Source organism: Hymenobacter glacieicola (assembly GCF_014640315.1).
GTDB classification, from domain to species: Bacteria; Bacteroidota; Bacteroidia; order Cytophagales; family Hymenobacteraceae; genus Hymenobacter; species Hymenobacter glacieicola.
On record NZ_BMGS01000012.1, the window covers coordinates 84,706 to 110,375 of the forward strand.

The 25,670-nt window shown below is 59.5% G+C and carries 19 protein-coding genes; 7 read left to right on the plus strand and 12 right to left on the minus strand.

From position 1 onward, the window contains the following. Positions 1-113: 113 nt before the first annotated feature. The gene (locus IEW18_RS18960) at positions 114-716 is read left to right on the plus strand and encodes a Uma2 family endonuclease (protein ID WP_188559450.1); all 603 of its coding nucleotides are present in this window, start codon (positions 114-116) and stop codon (positions 714-716) included. Positions 717-839: 123 nt separating this feature from the next. On the opposite strand, the gene pruA is transcribed toward IEW18_RS18960, so the two are convergent. Next, positions 840-2,510 (minus strand): L-glutamate gamma-semialdehyde dehydrogenase, encoded by a 1,671-nt coding sequence (gene pruA, locus IEW18_RS18965; protein ID WP_188559451.1) that lies wholly within the window; start codon positions 2,508-2,510, stop codon positions 840-842. 202 nt (positions 2,511-2,712) lie between these two features. Here pruA and IEW18_RS18970 point away from each other — a divergent pair, with 202 nt between their 5' ends. After that, the gene (locus IEW18_RS18970; protein WP_188559452.1) at positions 2,713-3,714 is read left to right on the plus strand and encodes a glycoside hydrolase family 43 protein; all 1,002 of its coding nucleotides are present in this window, start codon (positions 2,713-2,715) and stop codon (positions 3,712-3,714) included. Positions 3,715-3,773: 59 nt separating this feature from the next. Here IEW18_RS18970 and IEW18_RS18975 read toward each other — a convergent pair whose 3' ends face one another. From IEW18_RS18975 to IEW18_RS18990, 4 genes are all read right to left on the minus strand, one after another. After that, positions 3,774-4,322 carry a hypothetical protein gene (locus IEW18_RS18975; RefSeq protein WP_188559453.1) on the minus strand — a complete coding sequence of 183 codons (549 nt, stop codon included), beginning with the start codon at positions 4,320-4,322 and terminating at the stop codon, positions 3,774-3,776. A gap of 142 nt (positions 4,323-4,464) precedes the next feature. Then, a complete protein-coding gene (locus IEW18_RS18980; protein WP_188559454.1) occupies positions 4,465-5,160 on the minus strand; it encodes a YjjG family noncanonical pyrimidine nucleotidase in 696 nt (231 codons plus the stop codon). 79 nt (positions 5,161-5,239) lie between these two features. Beyond that, positions 5,240-5,566 (minus strand): (2Fe-2S) ferredoxin domain-containing protein, encoded by a 327-nt coding sequence (locus tag IEW18_RS18985; protein WP_188559455.1) that lies wholly within the window; start codon positions 5,564-5,566, stop codon positions 5,240-5,242. 42 nt (positions 5,567-5,608) lie between these two features. Next, a complete protein-coding gene (locus IEW18_RS18990; protein WP_188559456.1) occupies positions 5,609-6,007 on the minus strand; it encodes an ArsR/SmtB family transcription factor in 399 nt (132 codons plus the stop codon). A 114-nt stretch (positions 6,008-6,121) separates the two neighbouring features. Between IEW18_RS18990 and IEW18_RS18995 the strand changes: the two genes are divergently transcribed. The 3 genes from IEW18_RS18995 to IEW18_RS19005 all read left to right on the plus strand — a co-directional run bounded on the left by IEW18_RS18995 (position 6,122) and on the right by IEW18_RS19005 (position 10,797). Then, entirely contained in the window at positions 6,122-6,814 is a 693-nt protein-coding gene (locus tag IEW18_RS18995; RefSeq protein WP_188559457.1) for a carboxypeptidase-like regulatory domain-containing protein, read from the plus strand. A 327-nt stretch (positions 6,815-7,141) separates the two neighbouring features. Beyond that, entirely contained in the window at positions 7,142-8,524 is a 1,383-nt protein-coding gene (locus IEW18_RS19000; RefSeq protein WP_188559458.1) for an NAD(P)/FAD-dependent oxidoreductase, read from the plus strand. 233 nt (positions 8,525-8,757) lie between these two features. Then, positions 8,758-10,797: an alpha/beta hydrolase family protein gene (locus tag IEW18_RS19005; protein ID WP_188559459.1), complete on the plus strand. Its 2,040-nt coding sequence runs from the start codon at positions 8,758-8,760 to the stop codon at positions 10,795-10,797. Between the two features lie 66 nt (positions 10,798-10,863). Here the strand turns inward: IEW18_RS19005 and IEW18_RS19010 are convergent, their stop codons facing one another. From IEW18_RS19010 to IEW18_RS19035, 6 genes are all read right to left on the minus strand, one after another. Beyond that, positions 10,864-11,247, minus strand: a complete 384-nt coding sequence (locus IEW18_RS19010) for a hypothetical protein (protein WP_188559460.1) — start codon at positions 11,245-11,247, stop codon at positions 10,864-10,866. Between the two features lie 69 nt (positions 11,248-11,316). Beyond that, a complete protein-coding gene (locus IEW18_RS19015) occupies positions 11,317-11,691 on the minus strand; it encodes a PH domain-containing protein (protein ID WP_188559461.1) in 375 nt (124 codons plus the stop codon). Between the two features lie 174 nt (positions 11,692-11,865). Next, complete coding sequence (locus IEW18_RS19020) at positions 11,866-14,226, minus strand: M1 family metallopeptidase (RefSeq protein ID WP_188559462.1); 2,361 nt, start codon at positions 14,224-14,226, stop codon at positions 11,866-11,868. Positions 14,227-14,566: 340 nt separating this feature from the next. After that, positions 14,567-15,172 carry a HupE/UreJ family protein gene (locus tag IEW18_RS19025; protein ID WP_188559463.1) on the minus strand — a complete coding sequence of 202 codons (606 nt, stop codon included), beginning with the start codon at positions 15,170-15,172 and terminating at the stop codon, positions 14,567-14,569. Between the two features lie 182 nt (positions 15,173-15,354). Further along, positions 15,355-19,116, minus strand: coding sequence for a T9SS type A sorting domain-containing protein (locus tag IEW18_RS19030; RefSeq protein ID WP_188559464.1), 3,762 nt, complete (start codon positions 19,114-19,116; stop codon positions 15,355-15,357). Between the two features lie 339 nt (positions 19,117-19,455). Then, on the minus strand, positions 19,456-20,427 hold the full coding sequence (locus IEW18_RS19035; protein ID WP_229728853.1) for a gluconolaconase: 972 nt from the start codon (positions 20,425-20,427) through the stop codon (positions 19,456-19,458). 283 nt (positions 20,428-20,710) lie between these two features. On the opposite strand from IEW18_RS19035, the gene IEW18_RS19040 reads away from it, so the two are divergent. After that, a complete protein-coding gene (locus tag IEW18_RS19040; protein ID WP_188559466.1) occupies positions 20,711-21,298 on the plus strand; it encodes a hypothetical protein in 588 nt (195 codons plus the stop codon). 330 nt (positions 21,299-21,628) lie between these two features. After that, on the plus strand, positions 21,629-22,564 hold the full coding sequence (locus IEW18_RS19045; RefSeq protein ID WP_188559467.1) for a hypothetical protein: 936 nt from the start codon (positions 21,629-21,631) through the stop codon (positions 22,562-22,564). Between the two features lie 101 nt (positions 22,565-22,665). Here the strand turns inward: IEW18_RS19045 and clpB are convergent, their stop codons facing one another. Further along, positions 22,666-25,284: an ATP-dependent chaperone ClpB gene (clpB, locus tag IEW18_RS19050; protein ID WP_188559468.1), complete on the minus strand. Its 2,619-nt coding sequence runs from the start codon at positions 25,282-25,284 to the stop codon at positions 22,666-22,668. Positions 25,285-25,670 lie beyond the last annotated feature (386 nt).

Sequence of the window (25,670 nt, forward strand, 5' to 3'; positions counted from 1 at the left end):
CCGCTCAGAAACGGCATGGAAGGCAAAGGTAGCGCTTGGGCAGTTGGGAACAAAGGTGAATTCGGGCGGTAAGGGAAAGGTGTATCTTTGGAGGGAAACCAGTTTCCTATCCCATGGCCGCCCCGCAACCCGCCGCTCACCGCTACACCGTTGAAGAGTACTTGGCGCTGGAAGAAACCGCCGACCAGCGCCACGAGTTTTTTGAAGGAGAAGTGTACGCTATGTCGGGTGCAAGCCCTCGGCACAACCTAATTGCTCAGAACTGTGCATTTGCATTGCGCCAAGCGCTGCGAGGTAAAGGATGCCGGGTGTTTCTGGAAGGGGTGCAGCTGGCCGTGCAAGAAGGCCGGTACTACACCTATCCGGATGTAATGGCGACCTGCGAACCAGAGGATTTAGCCTCGGACCGTGTAATGCGCCGCCCAGTGCTGCTTGTCGAAATCCTGTCGCCCTCCACTGCCGACCACGACCGGAGCTGGAAATTCAACCAGTACAAACAGCTCCCCAGCCTGCAGCACTACCTGCTCGTGTCGCAGCATACCTGCTTGGTCGAGTGGTTTCGGCGGGAGGAGAGTGGGGTGTGGTCGTTCACGCCGCTGGCGGAGCTGACGGATACGCTGGAGATTCCAGAGTTGAGCGTTACGCTAAGGGTCCAGGATATGTACGACGAGCTGGACATTACCCCCATGCAGGCCCAGCCGCCAGCGAAACGGTAGCAGGAAGGCCCTCCGCAGGATAAGATTATCGTTACTGCGTTAGGCTACTATAAATTCTATAAAACCGAAAAGTCGCTTCAGAATCTCTGAAGCGGCTTTTGCTTTGTCGAAAATTAGGTAGGCTTAGAAACCGCCCTGGCCGGTTACGTTCAGATTTTCGCCGGTTTCTACGCCCATGAAGGGGTAGCGGTAATCCACGGGCGGCACGAAGGTTTCCTTGATGGCGCGCGGCGACACCCAGCGCAGCAGGTTCAGCAGGGAGCCGGCCTTGTCGTTGGTGCCGGAGGCGCGGGCCCCGCCGAAGGGCTGCTGGCCCACCACGGCGCCGGTGGGCTTGTCGTTGATGTAGAAGTTGCCGGCGGCCTGCACCAGCTTCTTCGAGGCCAGCTCAATGGCGTAGCGGTCCTGGGAGAAGATGGCACCGGTCAGGGCGTAGGGCGACGTGGTGTCCACTACCTCTAGGGTCTGCTCGAACTCGGCTTCCTCGTAGATGTACACTGTTACCACGGGGCCAAACAGCTCGTCGCACATGGTCACGTACTTGGGGTCCTTGGTCACGATAACCGTGGGCTCAATGAAGTAGCCCTTCGATTTGTCGTAGCCACCGCCGGCCACAATTTCAGCGTTGCTGTCGGCCTTGGCCCCATCAATGTATTTGGCCAGCTTATCGAACGAGGCTTCGCTGATAACGGCGTTGATGAAGTTCGAGAAGTCCTCTACGTCGCCCATCTTAAACGAAGCGAGGTCCTGCTTTACGTAGCCTAGAATTTCAGCGGCTAGGTTGCTGGGCAGGTAAACGCGCGAAGCAGCCGAGCACTTTTGCCCCTGGTACTCGAAGGCGCCGCGGGTAATGGCCGTGGCTACCGCTTTGGCGTGGGCCGAGGGGTGGGCCAGAATAAAGTCCTTGCCGCCGGTTTCGCCCACAATGCGGGGGTAGCTCTTGTAGCGCTTAATATTCTGGCCAATGGTCTGCCAGATGTTCTGGAACACGCCCGTGGAGCCGGTGAAGTGGATGCCGGCGAACTGCGGGTGGGAGAAGATAACCTCGCCGGCCGTGGGACCATCGACATATACCAGGTTAATGACACCGTCGGGCACGCCAGCTTCCTTGAACAGCTCCATCAGCACCTGGGCCGAGTAGATTTGGGTGTTGGCGGGCTTCCACACCACTACGTTGCCCATCAGAGCCGCCGAGGTAGGCAGGTTGCCGGCAATGGAGGTGAAGTTGAAGGGCGTGAGGGCAAACACGAAGCCTTCCAGGGGGCGGTGCTCCAGACGGTTCCACATGCCGGGCTGGCTCTGGGGCTGTTGGCCGTAGAGCTCCTGCATGAAGTGCACGTTAAAGCGGAAAAAGTCGATCAGCTCGCAGGCGGCGTCAATTTCAGCCTGGAAGGCGTTTTTGCTCTGGCCCAGCATGGTAGCCGCGTTCAGGCGGGCGCGGTAGGGGCCGGCTAGCAGTTCGGCGGCTTTCAGGAAGATGGCGGCGCGCTGTTCCCAGGGCAGCTCCGCCCACGCGGTGCGGGCGGCCAGAGCGGCGTCAATGGCCTGCTGCACGTGGGAAGCGTCGCCCTCGTGGAAGAAGCCGAGGGTGTGCTGGTGGTCGTGGGGTGGGAAAATGCGCTGGGTTTTGCCGGTGCGTACTTCCTGGCCGCCGATATGCATGGGAATATCACGCTCCTGCTGCTTTAGCTCCTTTAAGGTCTTGAGCAACTCAGTGCGTTCAGGCGAGTTGGGAGCGTAAGCCTTAACTGGCTCGTTGATCGGAATGGGGACGTTGAAAAAGCCGTTGGCCATACTGGTTACTGGTTTTGTGAGTGCGTGGATGGTGGATGGGGAGCGGCAAAGGTAGCCAGCAACCGGAAATAGATTATTCCTCAGCCCTTCTAAAGCCAATGAGCCGATTTGAGGTTCTCCGGTCAAGGTCATTCTAGCCTTTTTAGCATCCAAGCCAGCCTGAATCCGTTTGCTCAGAGGTCTGCATCCTACCTCCTGCGCAATGCCCAACCCCGCCGCTACCTACCGCAACCCCATCTGGGACTTCGACTTTCCCGACCCTGCCATCATCCGGGCCTCGGATGGCTGGTACTACGCCTACGGCACCCAGACCAAGCGGCCGGGCAACCTGATTATCAACTTGCAGGTAGCCCGCTCCCGGGATCTGGTGCAGTGGGAATACCTGGGCGAAGGGCTACCGCAGAAACCCATCTGGGCCCACACCACCCAGAAGTTCTGGGCCCCGCACGTGAGCGAGCATAACGGCGTCTACTACCTCTATTATTCCGCCAAACCCGATTCTGGTTCGGGCTTATGTCTGGCCGTGGCTACCGCCGCTACCCCCGCCGGCCCGTTCGTAGATGTCGGTGCGCCCTTGCAGTGCGGCGCGGGCTTTCTGGAAATTGACCCAATGGCCTTTGACGACCCGGCCACCGGTAAATGCTTGCTGTACTGGGGTTCCGGTTTCGGCTCTATTCGGGTGCGGGAGCTGGCTCCGGACCGCCTTTCCTTTGCGCCCGGCAGCCAGGAAATTGTGCTGCTGACGCCCGCCGGAGCCGGTGACCCGCGCCGCTACGACCAGCTGCTGGAAGGCAGTTGGGTGGTGCGGCGCCAGGGCTGGTACTACCTCTTTTACTCCGGCAACAACTGCTGCGGCCCCGATGCCCACTACGGCGTGCTGGTAGCTAGGTCCCGCACGGCCACCGGCCCCTTCGAAACTCTAGCCGACGCCACCGGCAACCCTTACGCCATGCTGCTGGAAGGCAATGACCACTGGCACGCACCCGGCCATAACTGCGTCATCACCGACGCCGCCGGCCACGACTGGCTGGCCTACCACGCCATTGACCCCCAGCAACCCACCTTCGATGCCATTGACGAGGAGCAGGGCTTTTCGCGCCGCGTCATGCTCCTGGACCGCCTGGAATACGCGGACGGCTGGCCACGGCTGGTAACCGGCGGCACGCCGTCGTGGGAGCAGCAGCCGGGGCCGGTAAGTAGCTGAAAGAATGGCCTTACAGCCAGCAGGGTTCGGTCAACCTGCTGGCTTCTTTGACAAAAGCCTCATACCCGCGCCATCAATTCCTGCACCCGCTGCTCTAGCTCCTGGAATGAGCCGTAGTTGTGGATGGTGGCGTCGAAGTGGGGGTAGTCGTCGAGGGCGGTTTCGCTTAGGTGCAGGTCGTCGCGGGTGCCGTCGCCGCGCTGGTGGAGCGGGTCGCCTTCCACGCGCAGCATCAGCCCACCGCGGCTGCGGATCAGGTCGGCTTCGTTGGGAAAGCGCACATCCGGAATCAGGGTGCATTGCTCCGCCGGCAAGTGGGAGAAGAAGGCTTGTACCCAGATGTTCGGCTCCCACTGGCGCAGAGCCAGCCCCACCTGCTGGAGCATTTCGCCCCGGGTCCGACCGAAGGCGGGTAGGCGCTCGGCTTTACCCTGCTGGGAAAAGTAGGGAGCCACGCCTTCGCCCGCCAACGCGGCACATACGGCCTTAATCGGCTCTCCTACGGATCGAATGTGCCATCGGCGCTCCGGTTGCAGCTGCTGCAGCAGGCGGGCGATGGTGTCTTTGCCGCTGCCGCGGCGCCCCGAAAAACCGATCAGTCGTATCATGGGCGCAAAGGTAAGCTACCCGTTGGCTTAGCGCCCGGCGGCCACATGAGGAGCCCAGCACTGCGCTCGGCATGACGGCCTTTTAGTTTAACGACCACACATCCTAGGTAGGAAGTGGCGACGTTGCTGGCAACAGCGTTGGCTACAAAATCTGCTTCAACTCGCTCAAGCAGCTGATTTCGTAGGTAGTTTGGGCGAAGTGACGGCGCTTGTCGGGGTTGAAATACACTTGGTCAATGCCGGCATTGTAGGCGCCCAGCACGTCACATTCCAAGTTGTCGCCAATCATCAGGCTCTCGGCCGGGGTGGCGCCGGTGCGCTCCAGGGCGTGCTGAAAAATGCGGGTATCGGGCTTCAGGTGGCCACAGCACTCCGACGTCACGATTTCCTGGAAGTAGTCGGTGAGGCGGGAGGAGTTAAGCTTCACGTACTGAATGTCCTTGAAGCCGTTGGTAATCAGGTGCAGGACGTAGCCTTTATTCTGGAGGTAGTCCAGGACCTCGTAGGTATAGGGAAACACGGCCGTTTTCTGGGGCAGAATATCAGTAAACTGGGCCGAAATATTATCGGGCGAATCGGTTTCCTGCAGGCCCAGCTTCACGAACGTGCGCGGAAAGCGGGTAACCCGCAGCTGCTGCTGGGTAATCTTACCGCCCTGATACAGCCGCCACAAGCCGTGGTTAATGTCGGAGTACACCCGGATAAATTCCTCCACGCTAATGCCGTGCCGGCTCAGCTCGTGCTGTGTGAACAGGTGACGCAGGGTTTCATCGGCGTTGGCTTCAAAATCCCAGAGCGTGTGGTCCAGGTCAAAGAAAAGGTGGCGGTACGTTTTCAATTGAAAACTGAGGATTAAAAATTAACAATGGGGTAGTACGACTGACGTCCGTCGGGCCGGGCCGGCGGGTACGGGGCCTTCAGTCTACTTGCAGCCGCTTGACAACACGGCCCTCGCCCAGATGTTCCCGCACAATGTCGGCGGCGTCTTTGGGTTTTACGTCGCCGTACACGGTGCCTTCCGGGTGCATAAGCAGGGCCGCCCCGGGGCCTTTCTTGCAGTGCTTGCACAGGTCGAGGCAGTTGCAGGTTTGCACCCGGACTTTAAGCTTTTCGCCGCCGGTAAGGAGTTTTTTGAGGCCCTGCTTTTTGAGCTCAATCTTCAGCGCCTTGGCCACATCCTTTCCAATTTCATCTTTCTGAGCAGTACAAACAAACAGGCGAGTAACGGCGGAAGCAGATTTCATAAACTAGCGAAGCGACAGAAAGAGAAAAGCCCACGCCCGCGTTTAGCGGGGTTCGGGCGAGCCGGTCCAGCGGCGGTTTTGCAGCTTATACGCGGCCAGTTCGCGGTTCGACCAGAGCGTTTGGTAAATCTTCTGGTCTTGCACCAGTTGCGGGTCGCGCTCCATGTAGCCCAGCAGTTGGTGCAGAAAATCCTGGGCCTCGTCCTTGATGAAATAGAATACCCAATTGTCGAGGCGGCGGAAATTCACGAGGCCCGCATTTTTCAGGTACGCTAGTTGCCGGGAGGTTTTCGTCTGGGTGAAATCCAGCACCTGTTCCAGGTCGGAGATGCACATTTCCTGGTTGCGCCAGAGCAAATGCAGGATGCGCACCCGGCTCTCATCGCCCAGGGCCTTGAATAGTTGCTGGCCAAATGCAACGGTAAAGTGTTTGAGGCGCATCTTTAGACAAAAGCAGGGAAGGAGGACCGAACCAAATGGGGCGGGCCCGAATTTAGGCTAAACCGGGCAGCGGCCCCTGAAAGTGCCGTATCTTTGTCGTCTGTAATGCCTTGTATGTCTGCTGTGGCTCGAATCCGTATTTCTTTTTTACCCGTCCTGCTCGGGTTTCTGCTGGTAGTGCTGCTGCTGGCGCCGACCCAAGCGCGGGCTCAGGGCCAGCGCCGGGTGGTGCAGTTTACCGGCATTGTGGCCTCCGGCGACTCCCTGCTGGGCGTGCCGGGCGCGGCCATCTTTGTGCCCAAAGCGGGCCGGGGTACGGCTTCCAACCCCTACGGCTACTTTTCGCTACCCGTACTGGCCGGCGACAGTATCGTTATCCGGAGCCTGGGCTACCGCAACCAGTACGTGGTCATCCCGGAAGATTATCAGCGCCAGAGCTACTCCGTGATTGTGCAACTCAAGGAAGATGCTACCATTCTGCCCGAGGTCCGCATTTTTCCTTACGCCACCGAAAAAGCCTTCAAGGAAGCCTTCCTGGCCATGAAAGCCCCCTCGGAAAGTGACCGGACGCCCGCCGACAAGCTAAACGAGCAGGTGATGCGCCGCATGTTTAATACCCTACCGGTAACCAGCATGGGCAACTACCGCCAAACCATGCAAAACCAGCAGTACGACCAGCAGCGCCGCATGGGCATGGGCCCCACGCCCGCCACCAACAACCCGCTGCTCAACCCTTTCAGCTGGCTGCAGCTAATCAAGCAGGTGAAAGACGGCGAGTTCAAGAAGAAAGAAGGGGTAGACTATTAGGTGAACTAGTGAGTTGGTGAACTAGTGAGTTCTATGCTGGCGAGCCGCGCGACGCCATCCGTCCTGACCACCGTGCTACCGCCTGATAAGATGACAAGCCCTTACTTCCGTGGTGGAGGTAGGGGCTTGGTGCGTCTTCAGGCTTTGGGCAAGAGAAAGGAAAGATGACGTCGCGCGGCTCGCCAGCATAGAACTCACCAGTTCACCATCTCCCTAGTTCACTACTTCACTACCCCACAACCTCAACCGGGGTTTTGCGGTACAGGATTTTGGCACTGTTGCCTTGGTTTGCGGCGCTGCTTTGGTCGCAATTTCCTGTACTGTTTTATGGATACCAATCTTCCGGTTACCTCCCAGCCGCGCATTGTTATTATCGGGTGTGGCTTTGCCGGGCTGCGGCTGGCCAAAGACTTGGCCGATTCGCCCGTGCAGGTAGTGGTCATCGACCGTAACAATTACCACAACTTCCAGCCCTTACTCTACCAGGTGGCCACCGGCGCCCTGGAGGCTGATAGTATTGCCTATCCCATCCGTAAAATCTTTGCGGGCCAGCAGAATTTCTTTTTCCGCATGGCCGATGTGGAGCGGGTGGACACGGGCCGCAATACGGTGGTAACCAACATCGGCGAAATCCGCTACGACCACCTGGTGGTAGCAACCGGCTCCTTGACCAACTACTTCGGGCTGGACAGCATTGAGCGCAACGCCATGCAGATCAAGAGCATACCCAACGCCCTGAACCTGCGCAGCTACCTGTTCCAGAACTTTGAGAAGGCCTTGCTGACCGAAGACCCGGCCCAGCGGCAGGCCTTGCTAAACGTGGTGGTGGTAGGCGGCGGCCCGACGGGCGTGGAAATTTGCGGCTCCCTGGCCGAAATGCGCAAGGACGTGCTACCTCAGGACTACCCCGAGCTGGACTTGAAGCAGATGGAAATTTACTTGGTTGAATCGGGGGAGGAAGTGCTGGGGCCCATGTCTAAGGACTCGCAAGTGCAGGCCAAGCAGTACCTGGAGGAAATGGGCATTCACGTGCGCCTGAACATGAAAGCCCAGCGGTTTGAGAGCGGCAAGCTCTACTATTCCGAAACCGAGTATATCCGCACCGAAAACCTGATTTGGGCAGCCGGCGTGAACGGGGCCGCCGTGGAAGGCCTGCCGGAAGCCGCCGTAGCCCGCAACAAGCGCATCAACGTGGATACCGTAAACCGGGTGCTGGGCTTTCAGAACGTGTACGCCATTGGCGACGTGGCTAACATGGTGACGGAAGAGATGCCCCGCGGCTACCCCATGTTGGCCCCGGTAGCTATTCAGCAGGCCGAGCAGCTGGCCGCTAACTTTAAGCGCCTATTTCAGGGCGAGGCTCTGAAGCCTTTCAAGTACCTCAACAAAGGCAGCATGGCCATTGTGGGCCGCAACCGTGCCGTGGTGGACCTGCCTGGCAACAAACATTTCGGGGGCTTCTTCGGGTGGCTAACCTGGCTGTTCGTGCATTTGCTGACGCTGGTAGGCTTCCGCAACAAAGTGGTGACACTGGTCGGGTGGGCCATCAGCTACTTCAGCTCCGACAAGGCTCTGCGCCTTATCATCCGGCCCTATAAGCGCAACGATTTCAAAGATGACAAGGGCAAAAGCTCGGCCCAACACAATGCCTCCACCCCGCAATACAACCCCTCGGTGCCCACGCCAACTGCCTCAGTAGTTGGGGGGTAGTACCAGGACTGAGTTGCGCAGTTCTAGCTCGTGGAAACTGGTTGGGACAGTTGAAAATCAGCCGTTGGGCTTCCAGATGTCGTAAGTGCCCCACCCAGAAAGGGTGGGGCATTTTTGTGGGTCATTCCGCCCAAAGGTGCCAAGGGAGTGGTATCTTCAGGAAATAGCCCGGCGCAACCTGCCCGGCAGCGGGCTGTCCTTGTTCCCATTCTTCTTTTCCTTCTTCTGCCTTCATGAAAAAGCTGATACTCCTGCTGGGCGTGCTGGCCCCCGCCGCACTGCTGGCGCAAACGGCCCCGCACCCGCTCACGGCCCGCGACCTGCAGCAGCTGCGCGACGTGCGGGACGCCCACTTCTCGCCCGATGGGCAGTGGGTTACCTACGTGGTCAGCCAGGCCGATACCGCCGCCGATAAAAACAACGCCGACGTGTGGATGGCCCGCTACGACGGCACCCGCAACCTACGCGTAACCACCAGCCCCGACAACGAAACCAGCCCCCGCTTCTCGCCCGACGGCACCTATCTGAGCTTTTTGTCGAGCCGCGGTGAGGGCGAAGAAGGCCACGCCCAGCTCTGGCTGCTGAACCGCAACGGGGGCGAGGCCGAGAAAGTCACCAAGCTCAAAGGCAGCGTTTCCGACTACATGTGGGCTCCGGATGGCAAGCGCCTGGCCCTCATCATCCGCGACGCCGACCCGGACTCGCTCACGCAGGTGCAGCGCGCGAAAAAGAAAACGCCGCCGGTTATTGTCATTGATAGGTTTCAGTTCAAGCAGGACGTAGATGGCTACCTTAACAAGCAGCGCCAGCACCTCTACGTCTTCGATGTAGCCACGCGCAAGCTGGCCCGCCTCACCTCCGGCCGCTACGACGAATACGCCCCCGCCTGGAGCCCCGACAGCCGGCAGCTGGTATTCGTGAGCAAGCGCGGCGAAGACCCCGACCGCCACGACAACTTCGACCTCTACGCCATTGACGCCACGCCGGGGGCCCAGCCGCGCCAGCTCACCACCACCGACGTGGCCGACAGCGCCCCTGGCGGCTGGAGCGGCCGCCCGGCCTGGAGCCCCGATGGCAAGCAGATTGCCTTCGTGGAAGGTGCCCCCAAGGAGCAGCTCGTGTACGGCCTGCACCAGCTGGCCGTCATTCCGGCCACCGGCGGCACGCCCAAGCTGCTCACCCAAGGTCTCGACCGGAACACCCTGAAGCCCCAGTGGTCCAAGGATGGCAAGAGCCTGTATTTCCTGCTTGAAGACGACCGCGCCCAGGTGCTGGCCCGCGTGCCGGCCGCCGGCGGCAAGGTAGAGCGGGTGCTGGACGGACAGCGCGAAATCACGGAGTTTGAGCTGGGTCCGAAGGGGCAGGTAGTGGTAGTAAACAGCGAGCCGCTATTGCCCGACGAGGTGTTTGCCTTCGAGAAGAAAAGCCTGCGCCCGCTCTCCAAGCAGAATGACGCCTGGTTGAAAACCGTGCAGCTCGGGGCCGTGGAGCCCATTCAGGCGAAAAGCAAGGACGGCACCTTAGTCAGTGGCTTTCTGGTGAAGCCGGTGGGCTACCAAGCGGGCCAGAAGTACCCCACGGTGCTCCGGATTCATGGCGGGCCGGTCTCGCAGTTTGCTTACAGCTTCGCGCCGGAGTGGCAGGTGCTGGCGGCCCGCGGCTACGCGGTGGTAGCCAGCAACCCGCGCGGTAGCTCGGGCCGGGGCCTGGAGTACTGCCGCGCCATCTACGCCGACTGGGGCAACAAAGACTCCGATGATGCCCTGGCCGTGGTAGACTACGCTGTGCAGCAAGGCCTCGCCGACCCCGCGCGCCTGGGCGTGGGCGGCTGGAGCTACGGCGGCATCCTCACCGACCACCTCATTGCCCGCGACAAGCGTTTCAAGGCCGCTACCAGCGGGGCCGGCATTGCCAACGTGCTGGCCGGCTACGGCACCGACCAGTACATCCGCGACTACGAAACCGAACTGGGTACGCCCTGGGACCATACCGACGTGTGGATGCGCATTTCCTACCCCTTCTTCCACGCCGGCCAAATCAACACGCCCACGCTGTTTCTCTGCGGCGAGAAGGACTTTAACGTGCCCCTGCTCAACACCGAGCAAATGTACCAGGCCCTGCAAAGTCGGAAAGTCCCCACCCAGCTCATCATTTACCCCGGCCAGTTCCACGGCATCAGCAAGCCCAGCTACGTGAAGGACCGCTACGAGCGGTACCTGGCCTGGTACGACAAATACCTGAAAACCGGCGCAGCTACCGCTGGCGGTCAGTAGGGGCTCTTAGGATCAGCAAAAAAGCCCGTGGCACATACGTCACGGGCTTTTTTGCTGGTTGCCAATCTATTTGCTGCAACGCGGGGACTCTACTACCATCTGGGGTACGTCGAACCCTTGGTAGATGGCCAGACAGGGGCGCGGAGTGGCTTCCTGAGCCGTGGGATTGCGCAACGCCACGGTAATCTTCCGGCCCGGGTCGGCCCCGGCCGGCAACTCAGCGTACGTGCCAATTACGTGCGTACGTAAGGTGTCGCGGTACATGATGGAGTTGCCGAAGTTTACATTCTCATCCAGCTGCAGCAGCATGCCGTTGCAACTGAGCCCGAGCACACGCACTGAAACGCAGCTCAGATCAGGCTTCTGCGCCTCTTCATCAATCTGGCAGCTAACCAGCAGGCCCAGCAGGAACAGGCTACCTAAGGTTATGGAGAGTAACGAACGCATCATAAGGGTAGGAGGTGGAAGTCTCTACCAAGAGCTGCGTACCGGCCAGATAGTTGCACGCAACGCCACTATCTATAAGGCAAACTCGCTCAGGGCGCGGTACACGTCGAGGATGTTTTTGTCGTTGCGGAAAGTTTTGCTGATGGGCTCCGTCTGGCCGCGGACCCAGATTTTGATTTCCGCATCCAGATCGAAGTGGCCGGTGGTTTCCATGCTGAACCGCTCGATGCTGCGGTAGGGAATGCTCAGGTACTCGCGCTTCTTGCCCGTCACGCCCTGCTTGTCCACCAGAATCAGGCGCTTACTGGTGAACACCAGCAGGTCGCGGATGACGGCGTAAGCCGCGCGCACGGTTTCGCCGGGAGCCAGCAGCTGCTGCAGCTCCAGCTGAATTTCCTGGGCGTCGGTTTCGGCGGCGTTGCCGAGGATGGCATCGAGAAGTCCCATAGTGTGGTAGAGGATAAGGTGGAAAGGATAGGGGAATCTAAAAGAAAAGCGTCGGACTACAGAGTAATCCGACGCTTTCTAAGCGAAGAGCCGCTGTTATTTCAAGCGAGATGAGGAATCTGGGGTAGCTGTCAGGAGTCTATTCCAGATTCCTTGCTCTGCGAGGAATGACGGTTAGTTGGTGCCGCCCGAGGTAGTGCCGTTTACCGGCTTCTGCTCCTTCTGCTGCAGGGCTGACTGCTGCTGCATGGGGTTGGGCTGGGCGCGCTGCTGCTGCTCGAACAGCTCGAAGCGGGAAGGCTGGGCGCGCTGGGGCCAAGCGTTGTTCGAGAGGTCGGTGTCGGCGGTTTGCAGAAAGGGGTCCAGCACGAAGCTCACGACCGGCTTTTCGGTAATGAACACCTTGGTAACCTCGGCGTTGTTTCTGCGCCAGATTTCGGCCGGAATGTTTATGATTTCCTGCTTGCCGTCCTCGTAAGTCATCTGCACGATAATCGGCATGGTCAGGCCGCCCTTGTTTTTCAGGCTTACCTCGTAGAAATGCAGGCCGCCGTTCAGGCGCTGCTGCTGCTCGGGGCTCAGGCCCTTTACTAGCTGCTGGTAGCGCTGCTTGTCGGCCTCGGTAGTGGCTAGCGGGTCGTAGCTGTTGTAGAAGTCCTTCAGCTCCGGCTTGTCGTCGACCAGCGTCTTCTTGATGTCCTGCAGGTTGCGCTGCTGCGAAATGCTCTGGGGCGCTTTGTTGATCATTTCGCGCTTGCGGGCATTTTCAATTTCCGGGTTCTTGGAGTCCACCGTGTACCACTTCACGCCCTCAATGGCCAGGTCCGTCTTGTCCACGGTATAGAACCAGCCGCGCCAGAACCAGTCCAGGTCCACGCCCGAGGCATCTTCCATGGTCCGGAAGAAGTCGGCGGGGGTGGGGTGCTTGTAAGCCCAGCGGGTCGCGTATTCCTTGAAGGCGTAGTCGAAGAGTTGGCGGCCCATGATGGTTTCGCGCAGAATGTTCAGGCCGGTAGCGGGCTTGCCGTAGGCGTTGTTACCGAACTGCAGCACCGATTCCGAGTTGGTCATGATGGGCGTCTGCAGGCTCTTGTCGGTTTGCATGTAGGCCACGATGTTGGCCGGCTCGCCGCGCTTCGAGGGGTAGTTTCGCTCCCATTCCTGCTCCGTGAGGTACTGCACAAAGGTGTTCAGGCCCTCGTCCATCCACGTCCACTGGCGCTCATCGGAGTTCACAATCATGGGGAAGAAGTTGTGGCCTACCTCGTGGATAATCACCGAAATCATGCCGTACTTCCGGTCCGCCGAGTAGGTGCCGTCCTTCTCGGGGCGGCCCCCGTTAAAGCAGATCATGGGGTACTCCATGCCACCTACCGGGCCGTGCACCGATATAGCCACCGGGTAGGCGTAAGGAATCGTGAACTTCGAGTAGGTTTTGATGGTGTGGGCCACCACCTCCGTGGAGTACTTGCCCCAGAGCGGGTTGCCTTCCTTGGGGTAGTAGCTCATGCACATGACGGGCGTGCCGTTCTGCTTGATACCCATGGCATCCCAGATAAACTTGCGCGAGGAAGCCCAGGCGAAGTCGCGCACGTTTTTGGCGGCGTAGGTCCAGGTTTTGGTGCCTTTGGCACGCTTCTGCTCGGCCTGCTCCGCCTCCAGCGGCGACACAATTAGGACGGGCTTAGTTGAGTTCTTGGCTTTTTCGAGGCGCTGGCGCTGGGCCGAGGACAGTACGTCGTTGGGGTTCTGCAGCGTGCCGGTGGCGCCCACTACGTGGTCGGCGGGGGCCGTGATGCTCACGCGGTAGTCGCCGAAGGGTAGGGCAAACTCGCCGTTGCCCAGAAACTGCTTGTGCTGCCAGCCCTGGTTGTCAGAGTACACCGCCATGCGGGGGTAGAACTGGGCAATTTCGTAGAGGTAGTTTTTGTCCTCCGGAAAATACTCGTAGCCCGAGCGCTGCGTGATTTTGGTTTGGTCGTTGATGTTGTAGGCCCACTTGATGCTGAAGGTTACGGCTTGCCGCGGCCGCAGGGGCGTCGGCAAATCCACGCGCATCATGGTGTGGTTAATGACGTAGGGCAGGGCCTTGCCGCCCTTCAGCTTTACTTCCGCAATCTTGAAACCACCGTCAAACTCGCTGCGCTGCAGGTAGTCCAGGGCCTGAAACGACATACGCGGCTGAATCTGGCCCACCTCGGTAGCCGTGGTAATGGAGTTTTTGTCCATTATGTTCTGGTCGAGCTGCACCCACAGGTAGGTCAGCACGTCGGGCGAGAGGTTGGTGTAGGTGATGTCCTCGTCGCCGGAAATCGACTGGTTCGTGTCGTCCAGCTTGACCCGGATGTTGTAGTCGGCGCGCTGCTGCCAGTACTCGTTGCCGGGCGCGCCCGAGGCTGTGCGGTAGGTATTGGGGGTAGGCAGCAGGGTTTCCAGCTGGGCAAATTTATCGGTGCCGGAGTTGGTGGACTGGGCCGCCGCCGGCAAGGCCAGCAGCGCCACCAGCCCAGCGGCCAGCAGAGTAGGTTTCAGCATAGGTAAAAGGAAAAAGGGGCAAATCAGGGTGAAATAACGGGGTCAAAAATCGGCCCCCGCCGCGTGCGGCGAAAGACGCAAACCACCCCGCCACGTTGCACGGAAAATGAAACAATAAGGTGGGAAGGTGAGTGGTAAAGCGGTGAAATAATGGAAAGGTGAACGGTGAAATAGTGAGTAGTAAGCTAAAAAAGTCTGTCATCCTGAGCAGAGCGAAGGGGACCATATCACGCCAGAGCGAGTTGGTGGTACGCTTGTCGTTTCTGCGTGATAAGGTCCTTCGCAAGCTCAAGATGACAGACTTCTTTAACTCACTGCTGCTTATCATTTCACCACCTCCCTATTTCACCAATAAAGTCAGCGCGATGCCCAGGGCGGCTCCGCTTGTCACCAGCAGCCAGTCGCGGCGGGCGACGTTAAGCACGCGCAGGAGGAGTAGCCCCACCAGCAGAATGATGGCAACAATCAGCAGCTGGCCCAGCTCTACCCCGATATTGAAGCTCAGCAGCTCCAGTATCGGCTGGCTTTGCTGGCCGAGTAGTTCGCGCAGGTAGCTGGAGAAGCCCAGGCCATGAATCAGGCCGAACAGGGCCGCCAGCAGGTTGGGCAAGGTCAGCAGCAGGGGGGTAGGGTCCCGGCGGGTCGGTGGCCGGGAGGCGGGGCGGCCGGCCCGAACCAGGTTCAGCAGGCAGGTCAGCACAATCGTGATGGGAATCAACAGCTCAATCAGCTCGGGTGAGTAGCGTACCACGTTCAGCGTAGCCAGGGCCAGCGTGATGGAGTGGCCCACCGTGAAGCTGGTGACCAGGGCCACTACCCGCCGCCAGTCCTGCAGCACGTAGGGCGCGCAGAGGGCCAGCAGGAACACGAGGTGGTCGTAGGCCTGCAGGTTGAAGATGTGGTGAAACCCAAGCTGCAGGTAGGTAGTGAAGACAGAGGACGACATCGGGCAAATCTAGCAGATAGATGAATAGAGGAAAGGACGGATAAAGCCGGGCTGGCTGCGGGTCACCAAGTCAGTGCGCACGGCACGGCAGAGGCAATGCACAGTAGTTAAGCCGGCCGCTTACCACACAAAAAAGCCCTGCCGAAGATTCGGCAGGGCTTTTGGTCGCCTTTCGAGAAAGGCTACTCCTTCACAATGCGGCGAACATCGAGGCCACCTTCGGTGCGGGCGCGTAGCATGTACACGCCGCTAGGTAGCTGGCTCAGGTCCAGCGCTTGGTCTGGGCGGCCGGCGGGCACCGTGAGGGTGCGTACGGGCTGGCCCACCGCGTTGAACACCGTCAGCTCAACGGCCTTGGTGTAACCCTGCAGCTTCAGGGTGAGGCGGCCGTCGGGGGTAGGGTTGGGGTAAATAGTCAGCGAGGAACCAGCCAGCGGCTTCTGGCTGGTCGTAATTACCAGCGGCTGCGAGGCCAGCGAGGCGCATCCTTGCGCCGAGGTAGTTACCACGGTGTAAGTGCCATACTGCGCGGCCGCGCTTACTACGTAGGTCTGGTTGGTAGCACCGGGAATAGCCGTGCCGTTCAGGTACCACTGGTTGCCCGCGGTGGCGCTGCTGGTCAGGGTAGTGGTGGTGCCACTGTAGGCGACCGTCACCGTGGGGCGGGCCGGGGTAGCGTTGATGGTTACCGTGGTGGTAGCCGTTACGGCCGAGCAGGCGCCACTGGCGGCCACCGTGTTGGTTACGGTGTACGTGCCCGGGGTGCTGGCGGTCAGGTTAATCGTGCCCGTAGCTGCATCAATGCTCAGGCCTGCCGTAGAGGAGAACGTGCCCGCCGAGGCGCCGCTGGCCAGTACGGGGGCCGGGTTGGTTGCGCCCGAAGTACAGTAGCTGGCAGCGGGGTAGCTGAAGCTGGCAACCGCCGGCGCGGTGATGGTGACGGTAGCCGTGGCCGTAGCCGCGGCGCAGCCGCCGGCCGCCGCTACCGTATTCGTGATGGTGTAGGTACCCGGGGTGCTGGTGCCGGGCGTAATAGCGCCGGTAGCAGCGTCCAGGGTAAGTCCGGCCGTGCTGGTAAAGGCCCCGGCGGAAGCACCGGTAGCCAACGTTGGTGCCACCGTGCCGGTAGCCGACGTGCAGAACGAGGTGCTAGCGTAGTTAAAGCCCGCCGCGGCGGGGGCCGTAATGGTCACTTGGAAGGTAGCGCTGGAGGGGCAGGTGCCGCCTACCGAGTTGGTTACAGTGTAGGTGCCGGGCGTGCTGGTCGAAAGGTTGATGGCACCCGTAGTGGCATCTACGGCCAGTCCGGTGGTGCTGCTGAACGTGCCGGCCGTGGCCCCCGCTGCCAAAGTAGGCGTGGGGTTAGCCGTGCCCGAGGTGCAGTAGCTGGTGCTGGCGTAGCTGAAGCCCGCGCTGGTGGCCGGATTCACCGTCACCTGCAAGGGAGCCGAAGTAGACGAGCAGCCGCTGGTATTGCTAACCGTTACCGAGTACGAGGCGCTGGACGTAACCGTGGCGGTGTAGGTAGCAGAGGTAGCGCCAGCAATGGGCTGGCCGTTCCGCAGAAACTGGTAGAACAAAGTGCCCGTACCCGTCGGGGCCGTGAGCGTAAGCGTGCCCGAGCCGCAGAACGTAGTAGCCGAAGTGGCCGTCAGGGTAGCATCGGGAGCCGGAATTACGGTTACCGTAACGGGCTGGGAAAATACCGTCCGCCCGTCGCTGGTCAGCAGCACGGCCCGGAAGGTGGAGGTTTGGGTGCTGGTAAAGGCCAGGGTAGGGGAGGTGTTTGTGCCGGGCACGGCCTGGAAGCCTGCGCCGGTATTCACCTGGTAGCCCTGAATAGTGCCGCTGTAATTCGACAGGGTAAGGGTGCCCGAAATGCCGGGGCAGCCGCTGGCCACGCTGGTGCTTAGCACACCCCCTTCCTGCTGGCTGTTAGCCAAGGCAAAGTATTCCTGGCCGCTGGTCAGGTCTATGGTCGAGAACAAGCCGGTGGTAGGGGTAGTGGCCGGAGCGCCGCCCCGCGACACGTACTGGCCGGCCGGAGCCGCCGCCTGCGCCACTACCGCCGAGGATAAGTTGCCAATAACATCATCGGCGCCGTAGCTAAGCTGCACGGAAGCCGTAGTCGGGAGCGGACCCTGCACGCGGGCGTAACGGACGGAATTGACGAAGGTGAGCGGGCTGCTCAGCGTCGGGGTAGGAGTACCGCGGATAATCGTGGCCGTGAAGGTTTGCACGCCGGAAGTGGTCAGGCCGCTGAGTACGACCGGGCGCCACGCCGTAGCATCACCCACGGCAAAAGTGCGCGAGGCGGGACTGGTGCTGTTGACTTGCACTGCCAGAGGACCCTGCACGTAGCTAGTCTCCGAGCCCGTAGGCGGAGCAATGGCTTGCAGGGTCAGCAGGTTGGCTTCCGAGGTAACTAGCTTGCCGTTGGTAAGCACCAGGTTGCCGCTTACCGTCAGCGGCGCGTTCAGGGTCAGGCCCGCGGCGTTGTTGAGCGTAAGCGCCGAAACCGAGGAGAAAGTGCCCGAGCCGCCTAGGGTTTGGGGCGTGGTGCCCGTGAAGGCCAGCCGTCCGGATGAGGCGGTAAGGGTGCCGTTGTTGGTAATGCTTGGCCCCGTCAAGGTGAGTTCCAGCACGCTAACGTCCAAGGTAGTGCCTGAGTTGATGGTTACCGGGCCGTACACCGTGGTAGGAGCCCCAAGGGTAACCGTTTTGGCAGTAGTCGTATTATCGATGACCAGGCCTGGCACGTTACCCCCAATTCTGAAATTGAAGTTGGTATCCGTGGCGCCCGAGCCTACCTGCAGCGTACCACCCGTATAGTTCATCGTACCCAGCACAACGTAGTCGTTGGTGGGGGGAGAAGCCCGGTTGCGGTTTACCAGGATGATGGTGCCGCCCGAAATATTCTGCACGTTGGCCGCGTCGTTGCTGAGCAAGCCAAAAGAGGCAGAAGCGCTGGTCGACGGCGTCTGGGTCATCACGCTAATCGTGCCGCCGCTCTGGGTAAAGGTAATGGGAGCCGAAGCGACGGCGTTCAGGCGGCCGGCCACGTTCAGGGCCCCGCCCTCTACGGTAAGCGCGGCCCCGCTGCCGAAGCCCAGGGAGTTGCCCATGCCGGAACCAATGGTGTAAGTGCCCGCCGATACGCGCAACAATCCGTTGTTGGTAGGGGAGCCTCCTTGCCCTGCTACCGTGAAGTTGGGGTTGTTAAGCCAAATGCCCCCGGTGGCAGGAATAACGTAGGAAACGGTTTGAAAGACCTTGTTAGTGAGCGTAGCCGTGCCCGTTAGCTTCAGAATGCCCGTCATGTAGTCGACGGCTGGCGAGCCGGTCCGCGTCAGCAGAAACCCCGAACTCGTGGTGGCCGTGCCGGCCGCGCCCTGCACCAGCAGCGTTGGCAAGTCTAGGCTGACCACATCGGTAGCGGCTGCCTTGCCCAGGGAAAGGCTCTGCAGATCCGTGGTGCCCGTGCCGCTGAAGCTGGCGTCGCCGCCGCCCGTAAACCGCAGCTCCGAGCCCACCGTGCCCGTGCCAGCTGGGTTGCTTAAGTCCAGCGTGCCATTGTTGGTTACGCTGCCAGCTACCAGCAACTGGTAGGCGGTAGTAGCCGAGGTGAGCAGGGAGCCGCCAGTAGCCACTGTCAGGGCGGCGCAGGCGGCATTCACGTCTAGCGTTACCGTGGCCCCGCCCACGACGGTTACGTTGTCGGCCGCGGTAGGCACTACGCCACCCGACCAAGTAGCCGGGTCGCTCCAGTTGCCGCCCGTAGCGGTAGAGCTAATGGCCGCCTGCGGGGTTGTGGGCCGGTACTGCGTGCCAACTGCGGCCGGAACAGTCCGCTTTTGCGCCACTGCTTCCGTAAAAGACAGCAGCCCCAGCAACGCCACGGCAAGTGGCCGGCCGAGGCTGGTCATGGTAGTTGTTCGCATCATAAGGATGGAAGTAAGGGTGGAAACGATAGAAGAAAGGAAAAGGAATGTAACGAAGTTAGAAGCTCAGGCCAGGCTGAGAAAGGGCTATCAATAAGGATGACTAAGGGTTGCTCCAGGAAAAAACAACGTTATACTTTTTCCGGATACTATTGATCTAAAGGTATTGAAAAAGACCCGTGCGCCTAGCGTATTTACCCGAAAAAACAGCATTCATTCATAAAGCATTAGAATGCAGAAACCTCGCTGGCAAGCTACCAACGAGGTTCTGCATGCACCAGTACACAACCCGGCGTGAGCTAGCCTTGTCTGGTGCCTAGTTTTTCCTGCTGCTAATACTGCTTAAAAAGCTGCTCTTACGATGGAGAAGCGGGGCGAGGTGCTTTGGAAGGGATAGAGCACGTAGGCATCCGATTGGTTGCGCCGCGTGATGGTAGTCGGGCTAACGGCCCCCGTAGCAAAGCTGCCGGCGGCCGTGGCCGTAGCCCAGGCGTCGGTGCTGGTTAGCCGAAACACGATGCTTTGGCTGCCCGCCACCAGCAGCAGCGTTTGCGGATTGAGCAGCAGCAGTCCATCGGCCCCTACCAAACTTTGGGCGCTGGTCACGCGCGAAAAGCTACCGGGGTTGCTCAGCGGCACCTTAAACAAGGTGCCGTCGTTGGATTTGGCCACCAGCAAGTACCCGTCGGGGTGGAACACAATGCCATTGAGGCCAAAGCCCGTACCACCACTGAGTTGCGCATTTTCCAGAAAAACGGAGGCGACCCCCTGGGCGTCTACTTTGTAGATAATGGGCGAAAGGCTGTCGGTAATGTAAGCATTGCCCTGCCCGTCCACGGCTATGTCGTTGGCAAAATGGTTGGCTCCCGGCCGCAGGGCGCCCAGGTCAGTGTAGGAAATCAGGCTGCCGTTGTTGGCGTTATACACGGCCAGGGCCGCCAGCCTGCGCAGGGTAGCGGCCCTGGAGCGGGTGGGGTTGGCCCCGTTGTCCGATACGGCCACCAGCAGGCGCTGCCGGCCCGCGTCCAGGTTCAACCCAATGGTAGAAATCAGCCGCGCGTCATCCGCAAACAGCGTGTAGGTGCTGTCGTCGCGCACACTGCCGATTTGCCCTTTGGTGCGGGAGCTAACCAGAAACCGTTTGTTTGCCTCGTCATATTGAATGCCTTCGGGGTGCAAGCCGGCCTGGGCTACATTGATGCGGGCGGGTGCCGCCGGTTCGGCTACCATGTCATCATCGTCGTCATTGGAGCAACTGGCTAGGGCAGCCGTCAGCCCCACCGTTAAAGCAGCCAGGCGGATATACCGCGACAAAGGCAACCGTGCAGTTTCGGGAAAAGGGAAGGAGCAGCGCATGTGAGTTAGATAAAGGTCAATAAATCAGGTAGCTACTCATACGCACTTTAGTGGAGATAAGCTAAACGATAGCCGAATTTGATTCCCGGTAGCCAGGAATGAAGTCAAGTGAAAAGGCCTGCTTACGCGGAGAACAATACGTGTTGCTACCAGGCTCTCATAATGAGATATTATCAAGAGCTTTGTATTAAAGGTATGTCGTTGCTACTTTGGCGAAGCGTAGAAATATTAAGTGCGAAGTATGCTATTACCCTTATTCATTACGGCATTGATTAAAGCAAATGTGCCTATTGCAGCACCGCAACCCCCTTATTTTTCGCATAAGCCAGCCGGCAAAGTCGTGGTAACTGCTCTTTTATCGAGAAGCACAACTTGGCCCGACACGACTAAGCGTGCTGAATCAAGTAGGGGTGTGGCTTTACCCAAAGTCAAGCAAACTTTTAAGCAGCAAATGCTGATGCATTATGCGACTAGCGACACTGCTCGGGCCATTATTAACCTGTTTGCGAAACGTCAGGGAGGTGGGGCCTTATGGGTGATTATGTCAGGCTTGTACACGGCTCGCGGCTTAGTTGCTGCTCAAGGAGCGTACCGCACAACCATAAATGGAGTGGTAGTAGAGGAACGGGACGCTGATGTTACGCCTGTGGTATTGATAGGTAGTTTGGGTGCCGGATACGGAGTCAGCAAACTAGCCCGCTTCAGTAATGGGCGTCTGGAACAAACCTTACAAGATCATTCTCAAGGTAAACCCCTGCCAACGTGGATACGCCGTCGTTTAAAGCCTAAGTTCTTTGAGGCGCCCCGTCGAATGAATGAGCGCAGATAAGTAGCTCAACACAAGCCCCGCCAGCGCTAGCCAACGGGGCTTTGTTATATCATTCCTTGCCCTACCGTCGGTAGCTTCACGTGGGGGAAGCGGAGCGGGAGGCTTCCCCCACGGCGTCTCTGTTCACGCGGCCCGAGGGAATGTTCTTCAACAACTCCTTCAGCACCCAGCGCGGTAGCACGCGCTTTAAAGGGTTTGGTAAGAAGCAGTTGCGAATCGGTAGCCGGAATGGAGCAGAAAGCTACCACTACTTGGAGTTTCCGACTGGTCAGGTTAGCCAGTATATTGCCTCATTCCGTTGCCCTCATTTTATCAATTCACCATGAGTTTATGCTAGTGCGCCTTCTCTGCATCATTTCTATGCTGGCCGCCGGTGCTGCTGCTGCGAGCGGGCAAGCCCTGCCCGCTGCCACCACCTCTCCAGTCCCGGCGGCTGTTCCAGCAACCGTTGCAACTACTGCCCTGACCCGAGCCGATACTGCCCGGGCTGTGCATGAGTTGTTCCGAAGCCGGCGCGGGGGTGGCTTTGGGTGGCTGGCCCTGGGTTCAGCGGGCATGCTCGCCTCCATCTTGCCAGCTCAGCAGTCCACCAGCGCCGGCGTCTGGACGCCTGGCGTAGTAGCCGGCACCGCATTTGTTGGCATTGGGCTAAATAAACGCATTCAGTTTCGGCGAAGCCGGGAGCGGCTCGTATTGCGCGAACTGGCCGCCACGGGCCACTTGCCAATCAGCATCAGCCGGCGTTTGAAGGGCAATTTTTTGCCTGTGCACGGCACTGCTTCCGACCATAATCCGCTGCTGGCGAAGGGAGTGGTGCCGGCCGGTCCTGCACGCAGCACTCCGGCTCCTACCCCTGCTCAGGCACTAGCTGATGCCCAGCTGGACACGCTTGATGCCGTGCAAGGATTGTTCAACGCCAAGCGCCTAGGGGGGCAGCTGCCTATTCTGCTGGCGCTGCCAGGGTTGCGCCTCATGACCGGTTCCGACGCCGGCAGTAACTCTACCTCGCCCTACGGCCCCACGCAAAGCAGCGAGCCTTCCGGGGGCCAGGTAGCCGCGGGCCTGTTTTTAACAGCCGGTGGGCTTACCTACATGCTCTTGCACAATGCTCCGTATTCAGACGCTAAGTTTGCCGAACTGCGCGCCAGCTACCTGGCCGGCAAGCCATTGCCCCCGGCTCTCCGTGCCCGGCTAAAGGAAAAGCACGTCGCTTCGGGGCGGGCCTACCGCGCCCGACTGGAACGCAAAGCCGCCCGCCGCCGGTAGGGTTGGCTCTAATCCTGCGTCTACCGCAGATTCAATGATACCGCAAACAAAAAAGCCTCGCCGATACTAACCAGCGAGGCTTTTTTGTTTGCACTCAACGCTTACCCCACAGTTGGGAGCTCCACGTTTACAAAGCGGATCTGGTCATCTTCCAGTACGGCTTCCACTACGGCGTCCTTGCTCACGCGACCCGAAAGGATGTCCTTCGACAGCTCATTCAGCACCAAGCGCTGCAGTACACGCTTCAAGGGACGGGCACCGAACTGCGGATCGAAGCCCTGCTCCCCGAGGTGTTCCAGCACCTCATCGGTAGCTTCCAGCCGGATACCGGCTTCTTCCAGGCGCTGCTGAATCTGCTTGAACTGAATGTCCACAATCTTGCGGATTTCCCGGCGCTTTAGGGGCTGGAACATCACAATCTCGTCGATGCGGTTCAGGAACTCGGGGCGCATGTGCTGCTTCAGTCGCTCCACCACTTCCTCGCGGGTGCGGTCCACCACCTCGTCGTGGTTGTACTCATTCAGCTCCTTGAAGTTTTTCTGGATGATGTCGGCCCCCGTGTTTGAGGTCATGATGATGATGGTGTTCTTGAAGTTCGCCACCCGGCCTTTGTTGTCGGTGAGGCGACCATCATCCAGCACTTGCAGCAAAATGTTGAACACGTCGGGGTGGGCCTTCTCGATTTCGTCGAGCAGAATCACCGAGTACGGCTTGCGGCGTACGGCCTCGGTCAGCTGGCCGCCTTCATCGTAGCCCACGTAGCCGGGAGGCGCCCCAATCAGGCGCGATACGGCATGGCGCTCCTGGTACTCGCTCATGTCGATGCGCACCATGCTGTTCTCATCGTTGAACAAGTACTCGGCCAAGGCCTTGGCCAGCTCGGTTTTACCCACACCGGTAGTACCCAGGAAGATAAACGAGCCAATCGGCCGCTTGGGGTCCTGCAAGCCCGCCCGGGAGCGGCGCACGGCATCGGAAATAGCCGCAATAGCCTCACTCTGGCCGGCTACGCGCTTGCCTAGTTCAGCTTCCAGGTTCAGCAGCTTCTCGCGGTCCGACTGCAGCATCTTGCTCACCGGAATGCCGGTCCACTTGGCTACCACCTCAGCAATGTCCTCAGAGGTCACCACTTCCTGCAGCATCGAGCCGCCGTCCTTGCCTTTGTCGGCTTCGGCCTGGGCCTGTAGCTCCTTTAGCTTGGCTTCGGCTTCCTGAATTTTGCCGTAGCGCAGTTCCGCCACGCGGCCGTAGTCGCCCTGGCGTTCGGCCTGTTCGGCTTCCAGCTTGTAGCGCTCAATGTTCTCTTTCTCGGTCTGAATGCTGGTGAGGGCCGATTTCTCGTTTTCCCACTGGGCTTTCAACGAGTCGCGCTTGGCGGTCAGCTCGCTCAGTTCTTTGTTGAGCACACTTTCCCGGTCGTGGTTTTCTTCCCGGCGGATGGCTTCGCGCTCAATTTCCAGCTGCATAATGCGGCGCTGCACCTCGTCGAGCTCCACGGGCATGGAGTTCAGCTCAATCCGCAGCTTAGCGGCGGCCTCGTCCATCAGGTCAATGGCCTTGTCGGGCAGGAACCGGTCGGTGATGTAGCGGCTTGACAGCTCTACGGCAGCAATTACGGCGTCATCCGTAATCCGCACGCCGTGGTGCAGCTCGTACTTTTCCTTGATGCCGCGCATGATGCTGATGGCGTCCTCAATAGTCGGCTCATCCACCATCACGGCCTGGAAACGGCGCTCCAGAGCCTTGTCCTTCTCAATGTACTTCTGGTACTCCTTGAGGGTAGTGGCCCCGATGGAGTGCAGCTCGCCGCGGGCCAAAGCGGGCTTGAGCAGGTTGGCGGCGTCCATAGCGCCTTCGCCCCCACCGCCGGCCCCAATCAGGGTGTGCATCTCGTCGATGAACAGAATGATCTGGCCTTCGGAGTCGGTAACTTCCTTGATGACGGACTTGAGGCGCTCCTCGAACTCGCCCTTGTACTTGGCGCCCGCAATGAGCAGGCCCATGTCCAGGGACATGATGATTTTGTCCTGGAGGTTTTCGGGCACGTCGCCGGCCACGATGCGCTGGGCCAGGCCCTCCACGATGGCGGTTTTACCAACGCCCGGCTCGCCGAGCAGCACCGGGTTGTTCTTGGTGCGGCGGCTCAGAATCTGCAGTACGCGGCGGATTTCCTCGTCGCGGCCGATAACCGGGTCCATCTTGCCGGTACGCACCTGCTCGTTGAGGTTGCGGGCGTAACGGTTGAGGCTCTGGTACTGATCTTCGGCGGTCTGCGAAGTTACCTTGCGGCCCCCGCGCAGCTCCTTAATGGCGGCTTTCAGGTCCTTTTCGTTAAAGCCGGCGTCCTTCATAAGGGTAGCCACGGCGTCCTTACCGCCCACCAGCCCCAGCAGCAGGTGCTCCACCGACACATATTCATCGTCAAACTCTTTCAGAAAGCCGGTAGCGCGTTGCAGAGCGGCGGCCGCTTCGTTGGAGAGGTAGGGCGAACCGCCGCTTACTTTGGGGTAGCCCGTTACAATGGCATCGAGGCGGGGCGTGAGGATGTTCAGGTTCACGCCCAGCTTCTTGGCCAGAAACGACAGCACGTTCTCGTCGCTCTGGAAGAGGCCCTTCAGCAAGTGGCCGGTTTCAATGGCCTGTTGCTGGTTGCCCCCGGCAATTTCAGTGGCCTTCTGCACGGCCTCCTGTGCCTTGATGGTATAGTTATTAAAGTTCATGGTTGCTAAGATCTAGGTAGGTGCTTCGGGTTAGGAAGTTCTACGACATGCTTAGCAAACGGGGTGCAGATATGATTTCACTGACTTTTTGTCGGCTTTTGTTAATCTAAATCAATATAAATTAGACAATTTGCCATACATTGGCCCAACGCGCCACTTAAGCTTCATTTTTCCCTTTTAATGCCTACTATGAGTCTCTTCAAGAAAGTATTGTTAAGCGTTGAATCGTCATTTCTAGGGAAATCTCCTGACTACTCTTATGGCCTAATAAGGATGTCCGGTGTTGATAAAATGTTAAAAGCAGGGTGGTGGTAAAATAGCAGGTGATTAGCCGTCTGCTTCTATGCGTTGGTTATGCGCATCGATGACGAGTTGCAAGCGGATGC